This window comes from Thermoplasmatales archaeon, assembly GCA_026127925.1.
GTDB lineage: Archaea > Thermoplasmatota > Thermoplasmata > Thermoplasmatales > Thermoplasmataceae > JAKAYB01.
This window is the reverse complement of the sequence record JAJSLM010000004.1, coordinates 49311-65464: the sequence shown is the minus strand read 5'-3', so window position 1 is coordinate 65464 and position 16154 is coordinate 49311. Positions and strand designations below refer to the sequence as shown.

Sequence of the window (16154 nt, the reverse complement as noted above, 5' to 3'; positions counted from 1 at the left end):
TGCAATGCAGTAATATCCTCGATCATTTTTATTTTCGGCCGACAAACGCCAGAGATATTATTCCAAAGTTGCATGGTTATTATTTCATTCAACACAACACGACATCTTTGAAATATCCCTAATGAATGACTGGGCTGCAAGTTTAATGCCTTCCGAGATAGATGGGAATATATGGCTTGTCGCAATGATATCGTCTATCGTATAGCCATTCCTTATCGCATAAGCTCCCTCTGTTATGATGTCCGTTGCGTTCGGAGCGAAAATGTGAACGCCAACAACCCGATTGTCTGCCGGGTTGACCGTAATTTTTATCACTCCTTTTGTCTCACCTATGATGCTTGCTTTTGTAAGGTTCTCAAGAGAAAACACCCTGCACGAACAGGATCCGTTCTTCCTGGAGAACTGATTCTCCGTCATGCCAACTCCCGCAACCTGTGGGTCTGTAAATACAGCCCAAGTAGTGGAATCGTAATCGATCTTAAGATCCTCGCCAAACATGTTGCTTACTGCCACCACACCTTCCCTTGCCGCAAGCGTCTCCAAGAACATTTTCTTTGAAACACAGTCTCCTGCTGCATAAATACCTGTAGATGTTGTTTTCATTGTGTTGGAAGTGATAATGCCTCCTCCGGCATCTGTATCAACCTCAGCAACTTTCAAATTGAGGTATTCTGTATTAGGCTTCCTCCCAGTTGCAACTATCAGTTCCTCAGCATGCAGCATTTCAGTTCCCTTATGTGTTATGATCTCCAGAGATTTGTCGTTCCCCGATTTTCTGACAGAACTCACTCTTGCTCTCAGATAAAATTTCATGCCTTCTTTTTCCAGGCGATCTTTCAGGGTAATTCCTATCTCTGGCTCTGTTTGTGGAAGCAGGGAATCCAGCGCTTCTATAACAGTCACCCTCGATCCAAGGTGCAAGAGAGCTTGGCCTATTTCCAGCCCAATTGCCCCTCCTCCTATGATCGCAACAGAATCTGGTAATCTGCTGAGTCCCCACACTGAGTCGCTTGTAAGGAATCCTGTTTCATCAAGTCCCTCGATCTTCGGAACTGTTGGATGTGATCCAGTGGCGATAAGTATATTAGATCCTGATATCAAATCGCTATAGCCTGTGTCAGGGTTTGCAACCAAGATGGTTTTTCGTTCAACAAATTTGCCACGACCATTAAACAAGGTGACATTGCTATAACCTTTTATAACCTGCTCGTACTTTGCATTTCTGGCATGGTCAACATACGAACGGAGACCCTTCATGATTTCTTCAAAATTGTGATTCACACGGGTCTCGTATATTCCTTCCATCTTTGGGTGCTTCGGACTGAATACTCTGTGCGAAGCTTCAAGCAGGTATTTTGATGGAACGCATCCGACGTTTACGCATGTACCACCGATGAGGCCGTATCCGATCATGGCAATTGTCATCTCACCATTGCTTAGGTCTGAAGCTTTTATTGCAGCTGAAAATGCCGCAGCGCCGTTTCCAAGAATCACGAGATCAAACTGTTTTACTTCTTTATCCAATAACAATCACCGAATTTAGTATTCCATAATCGTTGCTTTGTAATGGGATTTCCCTGAGAAAATCGGGTTTTTAAGAACGCTCTCAGGTGCAACCTCAGAGGGATCGATTCTTATATTTCCGGTACCTGTGGAGAGGGATATCTTGACGTCTTTTACACCCCGCTGTTTCACAAGGCTCTCTGATATTGTAATGGCGCAGTTTTCACAGGTCATTCCATATATTCTCAGTTTTATGTTCTTTTCATCCATGCCTCTCGTATGATGAGATCGTTCTTAAGCTGGAAAGTTAAAAAAAGTTAACTAGCGAAGTGAAGTGGGGTTTTATATTCGGTAAATAAAGATTATTTAGAGCGTATAGGTAGGTGATAAGCACATTCTCTGGCCACTATCTAATAAATTAATGACTGGCATCAGGATTAAATCCAACGAAACGATTCCAGACGATTCACATTGCAGAATAATTTAAGGCGTAACCTAATAGTCCTTTTGGACGTGATAACTCTTATACTTTCAATAGAGTTCCTTGTAGGTATGTATATTAATGTGTATATAACTATAAAACCTGGAACAGGTGATCTCACCGATCCATTCATGTTCGCGCATATTTTATTCGGCGTTCTGCTCTTTGCGGTTTCCGGATTTACCGCGGTATATGCATATTTGAGGAAGGTTCCAAAGCCTGTAACTTTCATGATCCTCTTCGGAACCTTGCTTGTTCTTATAACCGGGATATTCGGAATGCTTTTCATATTCACTCTTCAGCCTATTTATTCATACTTAATGGCTGCATTTTTCCTGTTCATATTTGCTCCAATAGGATTTGCAACTTCTGGTGTAAGATCGCTTCCCAAACAAGTCGAAGAAACAGAGAAAACTGAAACCATGAAATAACTATTGGCAGCGATTAAAATTTCAGGAATAATGATGGACTAAAAGATTCGATCATGAAGATAAATAACGTTCTTGCAAATCTGTACAAAGCGTCTTATGCACCTGTGATGGCAACTGGGATAATTTCAATTTCGTTGTATGCTCACAGATTCTTCATCCTCTCTAGAGCAGTACTCGCAATTTGCTCATTGTTCTTTTTAGTTCTACTTTCTTTGTCTGTATGGAATTCCATCAAGTCCCATAGTTTAGCGTTCATACATCCTAAAAAAGAGAGATTCAATAATTTTACGTTTCTGGCAGGTCTGTCCCTGCTCCTTATGAGGATTTCCCTTATTTCCAGCCCTTTTTCGCTCTTTATTATAGGTGGGATTCTCTTTTTTGTTGTACTTTTCTACACCGTGGCTTTTATCGCTGTTCTTTTGGCGCGAAAGCGGTTTTCAGTATCTGAAGCTTCGGCTTTGTGGTTGGTTTCAGAAATACCACTCCTATCCACTTCGATATTGTTATCTTGGCTCGGTCACGTGAATCGAGGACTTTCAAATTTGCTGGTCATTTTCATTCTTGTATCTTATTTTATGGCAGTTGTATTTTATACTCCTATTCTTATACTGAATTTACTGAGGTGGTTAAGACGCGGTATATGGGTCGAGAAGATATCTGGGATAACATGGATTACCATGGGGTTTGGAGGCCTTATTAGCATTGCAAGTTATTATCTAGTTTTGTACGATTCATTGAATTTTCAGGTGTATAAAGTAGTTTATTTAATTATGATATTGTCCTTCATAGTAGCTTCATTTCTACTTCCAGTAATTACTTATCTAAGCATGTTAAAATTGAAAGCTTCTAGGACATATGGATACAATGCATCACTCTGGTCCTCGTTGTTTCCTATATCCGTATATTCTCTTACATCCTTTATCTTTTCAAAAATTTGTCATAGCCCTATAATCTATAACTACTCACTGATCTTCGAATTTCTTTCCCTTGTATTGCTTGTTCTTTACATTTTGCTCCTTTTTGTGCCGCCAGGCATAGTAAGAAAAGGCCAGGACAGAAAATAGAAGACTCTGAGGCAGGAACTCAATTTCGATCTATCATCATATAAAAAATAAAACTATATTACTGAAAACATTAACTGTACGAGTGTAGAATGGAAAATAACGAGAAAAAATATAATGCCAGTATAAGTCTCAATGAATTCAAGGTTTTAAATTTCATACGTGAACATTCTAGGGATGTGAGGACGGTACCCGAACCTGAGATCTCTATACCGGGTATGGAAAGGGTTCAGATCGCAAGCTCCATCTCATGGTTGGAAAGCAAGAATCTCATATACGTCTCTAGGAAAGAAGAATCTTATTTCTCACTTGGTGAAGAGGGTTCAGAATTTCTAGTGTCCGGACTGCCTGAAGAAAGGTTATATGAGCACTGTGCATCCAAGGGTTCATTTTTTATAGGAGAACTTGCGGAACACTTTGGCGAAAAGGATATTCGAGTAGCTCTAGCACAACTGTCGAAGTACGGAATACGGCCTGATCACGGTAAAATAGAGTTTGAAAAGAACGAGGAGATTGAACAAGACATCTTTAAGAAGAAGTTATTCCTGGAGAACCTCTCGAAAGGAAACAAGATCGCCGATAAAGAAATGCTGGAACGCTTCAGGAAACGCGGTGGAGTAATTCTTGAGAGGAAGAGAACAGTCAGAGAAATTTCAATCACTCCCCTTGGCGCTGAGGCCATCTCCCATTATAGTGAATCTGGCCAGATTGAGGAGATCACCTCAGAGATAATGACATCGGGAAAATGGAAGGAGAAGAAATTCAGGGATTACGATCTCACCTCGCAGGTTGAGTCAAGAACTGGGAGCTTCCTGCATCCTCTTACCCTGCTCACCTCAGAAATCAAGAAAATATTTGTCGGTATGGGTTTCACTGAAATGCCAGGGCATTACATAGAATACTCTGGATGGAATATGGATGCCCTTTTTATTCCTCAGGATCATCCGGCTCGGGAAATGCAGGACACCTTTTTCCTTAAAAGCCAAAAAAAGCCGGTTTTCGAGCATCCTGAAGTACTTAAAATATTGAAAAGAGTGCATGAAAATGGTATAAAAGCATACCGTGGCTGGGAATATGAATGGTCGGAGACGAAGGCAATGGATCTATTGTTGAGAACGCATACGACCGTTAGTACGATACGGTACCTGTATGAGCATCCGGAACCTCCGGTTGCAGTGTTCTCAGTAGATAAGGTGTTCCGGCATGAAAGCGTGGACTGGAAGCATTTGGCAGAACTGAATCAAATAGAGGGGGCGTATTACGGAAAGGATGCTAATTTATCAACCCTTAAATGGCTCATGACGGAATTTTATGGCCGACTGGGATTTAACAAATTGAAATTCATTCCATCCTATTATCCCTATACAGAACCAAGCATGGACGTTGTTGCTTATCTCGATGGCAAAGAGGTGGAGCTAGGGGGTTCAGGGGTTTTCAGGCCGGAGGTCACTGAACCTCTCGGCCTTAAAGGAAAGGTGATAGCATGGGGTCTGGGCTTGGAAAGGCTTGCTATGCTTTATTATGGCCTTGATGACGTCAGGAAAATATATCAAAGCGACATCGAGTGGCTGAGGACATACTCAGTGGTAAATCATTGAATCTTTCCGCCGTGCCTTTTAATGCATAATGTGCAGATACCAAGGGCAGTCAGATGATCCGCACATGTAGGCTCGTGGCACATCAAGCAAATACTATAGGCCGGCTTGCCGCATATGTGACACAGACCAGAAATTGACATTCGTTTCATAAACAGTTACACAATTAAGTTTTTTAACCTTTTCAATATGCAACAGTATTGATAAGACTGGCTAAAGACCAAGACTGGATTCAAATAAGCGAAGTTTCTAAACGCTCAGGCTATGAAGATTATATAAACAGAGAAGGAAAAGCGTACTTGAAGTGGGGTGAAGTTCTAGTATACGAGGATGGATCGATAGGTGGTTTTTCAAAGATTGAATACCTCGATGATGGTTCTGCGTGGCTGAGTGGATTAAGAGTGCATCCAGCGTTCTGGAGAAAAGGCATCGGTACAAAGCTCACAGAAGCGTCAATTGAGCGAGCTCTGGAACACAGCTGTACATCAGTAAGAATGCTAATCAACGACGAAAATGAAGCGTCGTTGAACCTTTCCCTGAAACTTGGATTTCGTATACTTGAAAGTTTCTATTTCCTTGATGGTATCCCTCTTTTGGATCGCTTTGAGGCGAGCGAAATAAATTACGATGGACTCCTTAATAATGGATGGAAATTTACGAAGAATAAAGGTCCTGTGCCTTCATTTGTAAAAGGCAATGGGGAGAGGTGGGTGATATACAGAGGGGTTTCTGAGACCGCTCAGATACTGCAAAAGTCCAGTGAACCGATCGGGTTTACGGGAAGCGGATACACATGCATCTCCTCAAACGTAAATTTGAACACAATACTTGAGAAGCACCTTGATCTTGAATTCACATTTGCTCACGTCATGGAGAAGAAAATAAAGTGATCAGTTTTCCTTGTGCTTCCATCGGTCTATGATCTCAGTTGTTCATCTTTGGCACGATCTTCAGCTTTAAAATTGTAATAACATATTCGGCGTGGCTCCAGACCAACGGAGAAACAGATAACGCGCTCCCGTCATAAGGGTTAACCTGTTCAGGCAATATGCCGGATTTCTGGCTCTGCTTGTTCACCCACGAAATCAAATCAAAAGCCTCTTTTGTCTTCCCAACTGCTGCGTAGTACTGCGCAAGCCACAGCGTAGTTATTATCCATGGATTTCCAGGAACGTCCCTATCTGGTTTGATCCTCTGGTAGTAGTCGTTCTCGTATCTCGCTATACCTCCGATTGGTTTCACCCATAGCCGGGACGTTATCGCATTGATTGAGTTTTCCACCTTAGGATCTCTCGGGTCCTTCATGCCATAAAGAAATGTGGACATAATCGCAGAATCCACTGTAAAGTCTGGTTTATCATCTATAAAAGCTCTTGCATAATATTTCTTTTCATCTGAATAAAAAAGTTTATCAAAGTCATCCCTCATGCTGTTTGCTGCCTTAAGATAATCCTCAGCGTAATTGTCGTCTCCAAGGGTGCGCGAGAAATTAGATGCTGCCATGAGTGCAGCGTAACATGTTGCAATTGTATATGTATGGACGCCGAATCTCTCCTCCCAGAGGTCGAATGACGGTTTTGGAAGGTTTCCATCCCGGTAGTCAAGGATGAAGTTCGCGCTTTTCCTTATCACGCTTTCATAAAATGTGCCTATATATTCTATATCCTTTGCCAAGGAAAAGTGATTCCACATAGCCCACAGAACCAGGGCGGTTTCATCTTCCTGAATCGGCAATATGTTTTTTTTGCCCATGACCATTGGAAGCCAGCTGCTTGCGATTCTTGCATCAGGAGTATACTTGTGATAAAAGAAACCTTTCGGGGAAATAACGCTCTTTGCAAAGGAGAAGAACTTTGATGCAGGCCCAAGATGATTGGCCCTTACAAGCGAATATGCAGCGATTGCAGCATCTCTGGGCCATACGTAATAATATCCATCACGCTTTGAACCAAGGATTTCACTGTCGCTTGATGCCACAATGCCTCCTATATCATTGACGTGACTTCTTATCACAAACAATGATCTTTTGAATAGTGAGTTGATAGGTCCATTTACGTCAACTTCTTCCTTCGAAGACCAGAGTTTCCAGTAGTTTTCTGTTCGCACGCGCATGCGTTTTAAAGAGAGATAATCGATCTGTTTCCTCATTTCCTGGATCTTTTCGAGGCCTGAGGCGCACAGGACGTAGTAAAACATAGACTTTGTTTCTCCCGGCTCCAGAGATAGGGTATGCCTGATAACAGAATCAACAGACCCGGTGGCGACAGGGTTCATTGATAGTTGTGAGTCTTCAGCGTCTTTCCAGGTTCCTTCCAGCCCCTCAAAGTCTTTCACCCCGATAGAATACTGATCCATTGTGTTGCCCGACTGATCTGCGGTGCTTGCAAAAAAATAACGGTTTACCTTATAATGGATGACGCCGTTCATGTCCGGATCATATATTGCGGTATCACCAATATTGTTGCCATAAATCAGAAAGTTCTGATGGAAGAAGAAATGGATCTCTTTTCTTTCGTTCGAGCTATTCTTTGCGGTGATCTCCCTTGAGAGAACGTCATCGTAAATATCCACGAAATCGTTGTTTGTGAACTCAATCCCAAAAAGACTGTACTTGCTTATACCGATCATTGTATGATCGAGATAATCCCATAGGGAAATAACTGAGCTATCTACCCACTTAAAGGCATTATTCACAGAAATACCGAATCTGAAAGGTTTTCCACCAGAGTGATTTTCGGCTTGAAATTTTGAATAATAGAAATCCACAAGTCTATGCTCACTGTCAAATCCAACAAGTAATCTACCGTTACCCAACGGAAGATATCTAACCATTGGCTCTGCAATCGCACTTCGGTTTAAATCTTTGCTTATAATGCGTTAAAGATTCATCTGCCCAAATTTCACTAGTAAAAGCTCTGGAAATAAGTAACCCGAACTTTGGTTCTGTGGTTAGAATTCTTTACTCGATTTATTATGGTGAATTCATGAGATAAACTTTCAACTGTGTAAAGGCGAATAATTCTTTAAAGATCATAGGATTCACATGCTGTGAATATAAACAAAGAATGGCTTTTGGCGAACAGGAAGGGGAGTTATTCATCCTCCACTGTTAGTTTTGCGAACACAAGATCTTACCACGGACTTCTTGTTTCATCCATAAATGAGCATCATGATAGGTGGGTACTGTTATCCAAGCTTTTTGAAATATTCGAGAACAAAGGAGTAAAGTTCAGCCTGGATACGAATTATTACCCAAATACTGTATACCCTCTCGGTTACAAATTAATAAGGAATTACGCTTCATTCCCTTATCCGATCGTTACGTTCCAGCATGGGGACATCGCAATTCAGAAGGAGATAATAATGCACCCTCAGGAAGACCACTTGGTGATACGCTATACATTCCCCAAGGTCGTTCCGGAGAAAATATCTCTCTTCCCTCTTGTTGCTTTTCGGCCTTCTTATAGTTTGTTCGAGAAGCGCTCGTTCGATGCTGCGGAATCAAAAAGTGCGAGAATAACCTCCTTCAGATCAGGTGAACTAAAGTTTAACGTGATCTCACAGCTTAAGTATGTGCCTGGTGGTGACTGGTACAGGAAACTTGAGTATCCCGAAGAGAAGGTTCGTGGATACGCCTGGCAGGAAGATCTCTTCAATCCAGGTCATTTTGAGGGCGAATTGGTGAATCGGCAGCTTGAAATAAATATCTCCGAAACAGATCGCCCAATCGACTTCGAAACTGTCAAGAGCTATTACTTTAATGAAATGGGCCTAAGAAAGCGTGTGTCCGGTATAGAGGAAATAAAGGCAAGTTCGACTTTTTTCCTCACTAATGATAATATCATCGCAGGATTCCACTGGTTTGGAACGTGGGCAAGGGACGCACTGATATCTGTTCCGGGCCTGTTATTATGCCGCAGAAAATACGATCTCGCCAGGAAGATCCTGTCCAACTACTTGGAGCACAGCGAGAATGGCATAGTTCCAAGAAGCCTGGATACGAATGATAATAAAGTCACAGCCGATTCAACACTTTGGCTTTTCTATGCATTTTACAAGTACTATGCTTATTCTCGCGATAAGGAATTCCTTGAGGAGTTGTATGAAAAACTGGAAAGGTTGATTTATGACTATTCCAAAGGCAATGAATTCTTCGAGCTTGATGGTGGTTTTGTAACCCTCAAAAAACCTGGCTTGACCTGGATGGACGCAAGGATCGGCGATATTTCAATGACTCCAAGAATCGGAAAACCGGTTGATATTAATGCCCTCTGGTTTAACGCGCTCAGCACGATGAAATATTTTTCTGCTGAATTGGAGAAAGACTTTCCAAAGGACCTCGAGCAGATGATGACAGAGTTGAAGGATGCGTTTCCGCGAAAATTCATACGGGGCAAGAAATTTCTGGACACATACGATCCAGACGATTTCTCTCTAAGACCTAATTTCCTCTTTGCCTATTCTCTTCCATTTCCGGTGATGAAAACTCAATTCCATGATTACATTTCACAGGTTGATGAGTTTTTGTTGACACCTTACGGTCTCCGAACACTCTCTTCTGAAGATCTGAATTTTGAACCGATTTATGAGGGCGATCTTCACTCCAGGGACAAAGCGTATCACAACGGCACTGTTTGGCCGTGGTTAGTTGGGCCGTATATAACTGCTGCTAAGAGATTTGGCGTGAGTGCCAGTGATCTTTTTTCATATTTTCGTCCACTTTATGAACACAGTCTTGTGCCTGAGATATACGATGGCGTTGATCCACAGGTAGGGAGAGGATGTATTGCACAGGCTTGGAGTCACGCAGAGCTTATACGTGCTTACGAAGAAGATCTTAAGCCAACGTGAGGAACAGCCTCATCGAGATATCCGGATCGCAATATTATCCACCAACAACAGTCTGGGAAATCAATCGGAAAACAATAATAAGCAACTATTGATTAAGTTATTGTGAGGCATTGTTCATTTCTTATGTCTAAACAATATTCGACTTTTGATTACTTTTGTTTTAATAATGGAACGTGTTTACTGGACTCGGTGATTGGGCGGATATGAAAATAGCTGTTATAGGATGGGAACTTCCTCCTGCATTCTCTGGCGGTTTAGGAATACACACGCTCAACCTGTTCTCAGAGATAGCAGACTATGTTGACATCGATCTCTATGTTCCAAGCTTCAAAGGTTTGAAGCTCACCTATAAATTTAACGTAATTCCTGTTCCAATCGAGCATGGTATAGCCGGAAACCCGTACGAGATCACCTCGTTTCCGGACTTTTACGAATCCGTTTTGAGTTACAACGAGCAGGTTGTGAAGGCATTTGATCCAAGGGGTGTGAAGATTATACACTGCCATGATTGGATAACGTACCTGTCAGGGGTGCAGCTGTCAAAAAAGTACCACATCCCTCTTGTCGTAACGGTTCACAGCACGGAACTTGACAGATCAGCATATTTCAACCCACAAAAGAGGATAATGGAGATAGAAAAAATGGGTGTTATCGGAGCGGATCGCGTTATAGCTGTATCCAATTATACAAAAAGCATAGTTGTAAAAGAGTATGGCTGTGATCCAGATAAAATTAAGGTTGTATACAACGGCGTTAACAAAGATTATTACATATCTGAGGAAAAGGACTATGAATTGAAGAACAGGGTCCTTTATTTTGGCAGACTTACAAGCCAGAAGGGTGGAAAATTTTTCATGGAGACTGCAGCAAAGGTACTTAAAATAAAGAATGACATCGAATTTACTGTAGCAGGTAGCGGAGAACAGTCAAGCGAAATGAAGTGGATGGCAAAGGAATTGGGCATAACAAATCAAATTAAGTTCGAAGGTTTTGTGAGTTTCAGGGAGTCTGCCAAGTATTACAGGGACAGCGATATCTTCGTACTTCCTGCTGTTTCTGAGCCATTTGGTATGACTGTTCTGGAATCGTTAATTTCCGGAACGCCTGTCGTCATAAGTAACACGACTGGAGTCGGGGAAACACTTAGGAACGTCTTGAAAGCTGATTACTGGGACACTGATCTATTCTCCCAGTACATACTTTATGTAGTTAAGTACAAGAGCCTTAGAGGTACTCTCGGCTCGCTGGGGCAGATCGAAGCGTCGAGGTTTACCTGGAGGCGAGCTGCAGTGCAAACAATGGGGGTGTATACAGGTTTATGAAATCCGTGGTATTCTTTTTCGAAGCACATCAACCAATGAGGATAAGACCGTACAGAATAGCAGAAATAGGGGTTAATCATGATTATTTCTGGGAATCCAAAAACAGGGAAATTGTGCAGCGCGTCGCTGAAAAGTGTTACACTCCTGCCACTCAGATACTTATTGATAGCGGAATAAAAGCCAGCATATCCATTTCCGGCATTCTACTCGATCAACTCACAGCGACGGACTCCGGATCTCTTGATGTTTTCAAGGAATATTTTCGATCAGGATTGGGCGAACCTGTAGCTGAGACATACTACCATAGCCTATCGTCTATCTGGAACAAAAAAGAATTCATTTTTCAGGTGAACAAACATAGAGATGCTATATCAAAACTTTTTGGGCATGTACCGCAAACTTTCAGGAACACCGAACTGATCTATAACGACGACGTTTCTCGATTGGCAAAGGATCTAGATTTTAGGAATATTTTAACCGAAGGTACGGATAAAATCATTGCTTATAATAATCCGAATGTAAAGTATTCCTCTGTTTCTGGGATGAATCTTTTGTTGCGAAATTACAAGCTTAGCGATGATATTTCATTCCGTTTTTCAAATCATTCATGGAATGAATTCCCTCTTTATGCGGATAAGTTTTCTGACTGGGTGGCCAGATCGCCTGGTGAAGTTGTAAACTTATTCATGGATTATGAAACATTTGGTGAGCACCAGTGGAGGGAGACTGGCATATTTGAATTCCTAAAGGCGCTGCCTAAAGAACTTGAGAAACGCAATATATCCATACAGACGGTAGATGAATTCTGTAATAATAGTTCGAAAGGCAATACTCTCTCAATACAAGATTATGTTTCATGGGCGGATGTCGGGCGCAATCTTAACGCGTGGCTTGGAAACGACATGCAGAGAGATGCTTTCGATCTTTTGAAATCGCTGGAGATCAATAGCAACCCGGAGATCTGGAGGCGGTTGCAGGTTTCTGATCTCATTTACTATATGTCTGTATCCCGATTCAGTGATCAAGAGGTCCACGATTATTTCAATCCCTATGGATCACCGTACTACGCCTTCATGAACTACATGTCTGTTCTAGAGGACTTCCGCAGAACTTACTCATCAAAGTAATTTCGCCTAACGATTCCGATATTTCATTTAAACGAGAAGAAATTACTATTTCTTCATTACAAATTATTAACACAAAAATCTCTGGAATTCACTCTAAACGCATTTTAAAAGCAATTCAAAACGTATTCATGGCTTTGTAAAGTTCGAGTGCCTTCATGAAAATTTCCCTATGGTTTAGGAGTTCATCAACAGTCTTTTCCACATATTCGTACGTAGGTTCCATAGAAGTTATCTCGGGCTCTATTTTCGGAAGCCTGAGAATTGCGGTTTTCTCTGCCTTATAATTATTTTCTCTCAGTAAAATATCATACGCAGATAATTGGGAATAGTACTCATTGCTGATTTGGTTTGATGTTTTAAAGTCGATTATCGTTGGAATATCGTCCACGAGCAAAAACGCATCTATAGTTCCGCCAAACTTATGTTCTTCGCTGATCAGTGATTTTTCGGTTAAAATACGCTTTATAGAGTGGCCATTGTACCATTTCATAAAACCGTTAAAGCAGGAAAGAGATATGCTAATCTCCCTTTCTGTGTAGCCGCTGTCATCTATCGGAACTCCTTCCAAAAAGGCCTGGATTCTTGCATGAGTGAGCGTGCCGATTCCTGTTATACCTCGGTTATATTCCTCGACATTGATTCCCTGAAGACCCATTTTGTTAGCCCATTTCACAAGATATGGCTTGTTTATAATGCTGAGAACTGTTGTTACACTTGGGAGTTTTGTCCCATCAGCGGAAAAGTATGATGGATGCAAACTTTCTTTTGGAACAATCACTTTTCTATTGGAATAATCATCGTCAAGGTTAAGCCCACTCATACAGATACCCTTAGAAGAAATGTTCATGTTCTATTAAAACAGATCCCTGGGTAAAGCCTATGGCATCAAAGGTTAATGATGAAGCAACAAATACTGAAAAAAATTCATACCAAATCTTTGGTTCCGAGAATTTGGGATTCTAGATCATGTATCCATTTTTCTAGGTGATAATTAATTAGCCGTAACATATTTATAAGCCTCATGAATGAATACATATATGGATGGTTCTCAATTTAGGATGCTGGCTGCGATAAAAAATCTTCGTTCAGGTATGATTTTACTGCTTGTTTCCGTCTTATTGAGTCTCTTTCTTTCGGAATCGTTCATGTACGGTCTGGTCCAACCGCCAGAGATAGGGGTGCCAGCAGAAATACCTACCAATCTTGTCTTTTATAGCGGGATTTCTCAGACGGCATTTATTGTTGCGATGGTTTTACTTACGGTCGCTGGCATAACGTATGTCTCGTCATTCTATTTTTTTCACAGAGTATATGGAGTGAACAAGAATACGCCCAAGGAAATACGTTTGGGGAATCTGGGGTTATTGATCCTTTTCTCAGGATTTTTGGTTTTGATTCTGGCGTTTTATTTCACTACACTTTGTAGTCTCCTATATGCAGACACATATAATCAAATGATCACATTCTCTGCTTTGGATTTCTTTGTACTCCTTGGAAAGCATGTAACTTTGTTCGAGATTCAACTGTCATACATTTTTTCATCCATTCTGATATTTGTCGGATTCTTTATTATGGCCAGTGAAAATTTCAAACTTTCAATGAAATTCTCATCTCCGATGACAGCAGTAGGTTCCATTGCGCTGCTATCTCTTGGTTATTTCATTTGTACTCCATTTCCACCATCATATTCATCACTGATATTTCTAGGCATTATTCCTTACCTCATTCCAATTGTATCGGTAGGTGTACTTCTTGCTGGCTTTCGTGATATAACCAAAAAGATAAAAGGTGAAAGATCACCGGAAATATCCCTATATTATCTCTAATAAACAGGCCAGGGATATTGGATTAATGGATTATGGTATTTTGCATTCTCAATGGAAGGATGCCAGAAACAGTCCGGTTGATCATTCAATTACTAAATTGTATCACGCCCGAGCCGGGATTCGAACCCGAATCTGAGGCTCCGCAGGCCCCTAGGATATCCAGATTACCCCACTCGGGCTGGACATTTTCCGAGAGAGGAATCATTTCCTCTGTAATAATAAGATCGCATTTGTTCGACCTTAATCCTACTATACATTCCGTAGAAATTATACATTCCGTAGAAATTTTGTCCTTATCTCTTGTATTCCATTATGCTTATCATTCATCTAATCCTAGCAAACTGCTTCAATAATCTTTTAAGTGCCCTCATCGGTTAAAGAAGATGTTTTAATATACAGGAAAATGTTAATTTACCAAAGGATATGATGTACTATGGTCGAACTTTATGATGCCTTACATGAATTACGGAATGTTCCAGAACCCCCGGAAAGAATTATAAGTTTAAGTCCCGCAGTTACAGAGATTCTATTCGAGCTTGGGCTTGAAGATAAAATTATTGGCATTTCTGCCTTCTGCGCAAGGCCCATTGGGACGAAGAACATAAGGAAAATTGGAAGCTACGGCAGTGTGAGAACGGACTTGCTTGAGGAACTGAAGCCAGATTTGATTGTTATGGTCTCCGGTTACCAAAATGAATTTGCCAAAAATCTTTCCAAAAGATTTCCAGTGTATGTCTTCGAACTACCCTCCAGCGTGGGAGGGATATTAGATCTGGTTTCAAAAGTAGGAGTTGTGATGAATAAAATGGACGAGGCACGATATCTAAATTTTGAACTCTCAAAATATTTGGGAAGCATGCGGAGACACCTGAGCATTCGTGGGTACATAGAGATCGACCTTGCTGAACCGGTTACATTCGGTGCATTAAGCTATATAACTGATGCATTATCAATGCTTGGCGTCAACACTCTTTACCGAAATAGATACAAGGAATGGATTTCTCCAGATTTGAATGAAGTGGTACAATACGACCCTGAAGTTATTTTCTATGAGGCGAAAATGTATTCTAATTTTAATGATGAAAATCTGCGAAGATTGATTGATTCGAGAGGCTGGCAAAAGCTTTCAGCTGTAAAGAATGGGCGCGTTTTCCTTACGCCTGGAAAACTTGATTTTTTTGCACATCATGGCCCCTCTTTCATTAGGCAGGTAATACCATGGACTATGGAAAGGTTAGATCTTGTCGGTTTCTAATTCTAATCACTATCTTTCACCTTTATTCAATGCTACGTGGTCAGACGGTAATTGAATATATGCAAATTAGCAGCAGAATTGATAGGTATGCTGCAGTAATCGTTCTGGCAACCTCGAGAGACAATGGGCAAGAAATTACGTAATTCGCAAAGGGAATTAATTTTATCTTAATATACGGATTAATAGAAGTATTTAAATATCGAAATTGAATAGCAGTTTGTCTTTTTTCATAGAAGAAGAAAGGATGTAATAGAATGGAAGGCGTTACGAAAATAAAAGATCTCACGCCAGAATCGAGAAGTGTAAATATTCTCGCGAAGGTATTGAGCAAGAGTGAACCAAAGGCTATACAGACAAAATTCGGAGAAGAAAAATCCGTCACTGAAGTATATATTGGTGACGACACAGGAAAAGTTATTCTTTCTCTATGGGGCGACCAGGCCGCACAGACATCTGACGGGCAGGTTGTCTACATAGACAACGGATACGTTTCTCTTGTAAGAGGGCACATAAGACTTAATGTCGGAAAGTATGGATCCCTGAAACCATCCGAAGAGGAACTCGGCGAAGTTAACACCGAGCTTGATGTTAGCGAAGCTGAACACGAAAACACATACAGGAAAAGTTACAACAGAAGCTACGGTAACAGGGGAAACAGAAATTATAGGGGACGCAACGACGAAAACTGATCCCCATTATTGT

At 41.1% G+C, this 16154-nt stretch carries 14 protein-coding genes and 1 tRNA gene; 10 read left to right on the top strand and 5 right to left on the bottom strand.

The window, feature by feature from the left end:
• Positions 1–84: 84 nt before the first annotated feature.
• Both merA and LVQ96_04940 read right to left on the bottom strand, forming a co-directional pair.
• Positions 85–1524: a mercury(II) reductase gene (merA, locus tag LVQ96_04945; GenBank protein MCW6170500.1), complete on the bottom strand. Its 1440-nt coding sequence runs from the start codon at positions 1522–1524 to the stop codon at positions 85–87.
• Positions 1525–1539: 15 nt separating this feature from the next.
• Positions 1540–1773 (bottom strand): heavy-metal-associated domain-containing protein, encoded by a 234-nt coding sequence (locus tag LVQ96_04940; protein MCW6170499.1) that lies wholly within the window; start codon positions 1771–1773, stop codon positions 1540–1542.
• Between the two features lie 201 nt (positions 1774–1974).
• Between LVQ96_04940 and LVQ96_04935 the strand changes: the two genes are divergently transcribed.
• From LVQ96_04935 to LVQ96_04920, 4 genes are all read left to right on the top strand, one after another.
• Positions 1975–2415: a hypothetical protein gene (locus LVQ96_04935; protein ID MCW6170498.1), complete on the top strand. Its 441-nt coding sequence runs from the start codon at positions 1975–1977 to the stop codon at positions 2413–2415.
• 53 nt (positions 2416–2468) lie between these two features.
• On the top strand, positions 2469–3479 hold the full coding sequence (locus LVQ96_04930; protein ID MCW6170497.1) for a hypothetical protein: 1011 nt from the start codon (positions 2469–2471) through the stop codon (positions 3477–3479).
• Between the two features lie 89 nt (positions 3480–3568).
• Positions 3569–5074 (top strand): phenylalanine--tRNA ligase subunit alpha, encoded by a 1506-nt coding sequence (locus tag LVQ96_04925; GenBank protein MCW6170496.1) that lies wholly within the window; start codon positions 3569–3571, stop codon positions 5072–5074.
• 197 nt (positions 5075–5271) lie between these two features.
• A complete protein-coding gene (locus tag LVQ96_04920; GenBank protein ID MCW6170495.1) occupies positions 5272–5961 on the top strand; it encodes a GNAT family N-acetyltransferase in 690 nt (229 codons plus the stop codon).
• Positions 5962–5995: 34 nt separating this feature from the next.
• Here the strand turns inward: LVQ96_04920 and LVQ96_04915 are convergent, their stop codons facing one another.
• On the bottom strand, positions 5996–7903 hold the full coding sequence (locus tag LVQ96_04915; protein MCW6170494.1) for a glycoside hydrolase family 15 protein: 1908 nt from the start codon (positions 7901–7903) through the stop codon (positions 5996–5998).
• A 216-nt stretch (positions 7904–8119) separates the two neighbouring features.
• Between LVQ96_04915 and LVQ96_04910 the strand changes: the two genes are divergently transcribed.
• The 3 genes from LVQ96_04910 to LVQ96_04900 all read left to right on the top strand — a co-directional run bounded on the left by LVQ96_04910 (position 8120) and on the right by LVQ96_04900 (position 12371).
• Positions 8120–9922: a glycogen debranching enzyme N-terminal domain-containing protein gene (locus LVQ96_04910; protein ID MCW6170493.1), complete on the top strand. Its 1803-nt coding sequence runs from the start codon at positions 8120–8122 to the stop codon at positions 9920–9922.
• Positions 9923–10125: 203 nt separating this feature from the next.
• Entirely contained in the window at positions 10126–11244 is a 1119-nt protein-coding gene (locus LVQ96_04905) for a glycosyltransferase family 4 protein (GenBank protein ID MCW6170492.1), read from the top strand.
• Complete coding sequence (locus tag LVQ96_04900) at positions 11241–12371, top strand: glycoside hydrolase family 57 protein (protein MCW6170491.1); 1131 nt, start codon at positions 11241–11243, stop codon at positions 12369–12371. Before LVQ96_04905 ends, LVQ96_04900 begins: the two co-directional genes overlap by 4 nt.
• Positions 12372–12486: 115 nt before the next feature.
• On the opposite strand, the gene LVQ96_04895 is transcribed toward LVQ96_04900, so the two are convergent.
• A complete protein-coding gene (locus LVQ96_04895) occupies positions 12487–13191 on the bottom strand; it encodes a hypothetical protein (protein ID MCW6170490.1) in 705 nt (234 codons plus the stop codon).
• A 217-nt stretch (positions 13192–13408) separates the two neighbouring features.
• On the opposite strand from LVQ96_04895, the gene LVQ96_04890 reads away from it, so the two are divergent.
• Positions 13409–14197, top strand: a complete 789-nt coding sequence (locus tag LVQ96_04890) for a hypothetical protein (GenBank protein ID MCW6170489.1) — start codon at positions 13409–13411, stop codon at positions 14195–14197.
• 105 nt (positions 14198–14302) lie between these two features.
• Here LVQ96_04890 and LVQ96_04885 read toward each other — a convergent pair.
• Positions 14303–14376 (bottom strand) — tRNA-Arg (locus tag LVQ96_04885).
• A 254-nt stretch (positions 14377–14630) separates the two neighbouring features.
• Between LVQ96_04885 and LVQ96_04880 the strand changes: the two genes are divergently transcribed.
• Together LVQ96_04880 and LVQ96_04875 are read left to right on the top strand one after the other, a co-directional pair.
• On the top strand, positions 14631–15452 hold the full coding sequence (locus tag LVQ96_04880; protein MCW6170488.1) for an ABC transporter substrate-binding protein: 822 nt from the start codon (positions 14631–14633) through the stop codon (positions 15450–15452).
• 254 nt (positions 15453–15706) lie between these two features.
• On the top strand, positions 15707–16141 hold the full coding sequence (locus LVQ96_04875; protein ID MCW6170487.1) for a single-stranded DNA-binding protein: 435 nt from the start codon (positions 15707–15709) through the stop codon (positions 16139–16141).
• Positions 16142–16154: the final 13 nt, after the last annotated feature.